General features: G+C 63.2%; 1 protein-coding gene. It reads right to left on the bottom strand.

Translation table 11 applies throughout. The features are described 5' to 3' along the window. Positions 1-815, bottom strand: an 815-nt coding sequence (locus tag MJ602_RS16670; RefSeq protein WP_243021866.1) for an elongation factor Tu, incomplete at both ends; no start/stop codon positions are given.

Here is an 815-nt window from a genome sequence, read left to right as displayed (position 1 = left end):
CGACCGCCTTCACGGATGGCGAAGCGCAGACCTTCTTCCATGGCGATGGGGTTGATCAGCTTGACGGTGATCGACACGTTGTCGCCAGGCATCACCATTTCCTTGTCCGCAGGCAGCTCGATGGCGCCGGTCACGTCGGTGGTGCGGAAGTAGAACTGGGGACGGTAGTTGTTGAAGAAGGGGGTGTGGCGGCCGCCTTCGTCCTTGCTCAGCACATACACCTCAGCCGTGAAGTGGGTGTGGGGCTTGATGGAGCCGGGCTTGCACAGCACTTGGCCACGCTCGACGTCTTCGCGCTTGGTGCCGCGCAGCAGAATACCGACGTTGTCGCCAGCCTGGCCCTGGTCCAGCAGCTTGCGGAACATTTCCACGCCGGTGCAGGTGGTCTTTTGCGTGTCGCGGATGCCGACGATTTCGATTTCTTCGCCGACCTTGACAACGCCGCGCTCGACACGACCGGTCACCACGGTGCCGCGGCCGGAGATGGAGAACACGTCTTCCACGGGCATCAGGAAGGCACCGTCCACTGCACGCTCAGGCGTGGGGATGTAGGTGTCCAGGGCTTCTGCCAGGCGCATGATGGCCTGTTCGCCCAGGTCGCCCTTGTCGCCTTCGAGGGCCAGCTTGGCCGAGCCCTTGACGATGGGGGTGTCGTCGCCGGGGAAGTCGTACTTGGAGAGCAGCTCGCGCACTTCCATTTCGACCAGTTCCAGCAGTTCGGCGTCGTCCACCATGTCGCACTTGTTCAGGAAGACGATGATGTAGGGCACGCCGACCTGGCGGGCCAGCAGGATGTGCTCGCGGGTCTGGGGCAT

It is taken from the genome of Simplicispira sedimenti (assembly GCF_022760965.1).
Lineage (GTDB): Bacteria > Pseudomonadota > Gammaproteobacteria > Burkholderiales > Burkholderiaceae_C > Simplicispira > Simplicispira sedimenti.
Note: the sequence above shows the minus strand (reverse complement) of the source record. Positions and strands in the feature narration are given on the sequence as shown.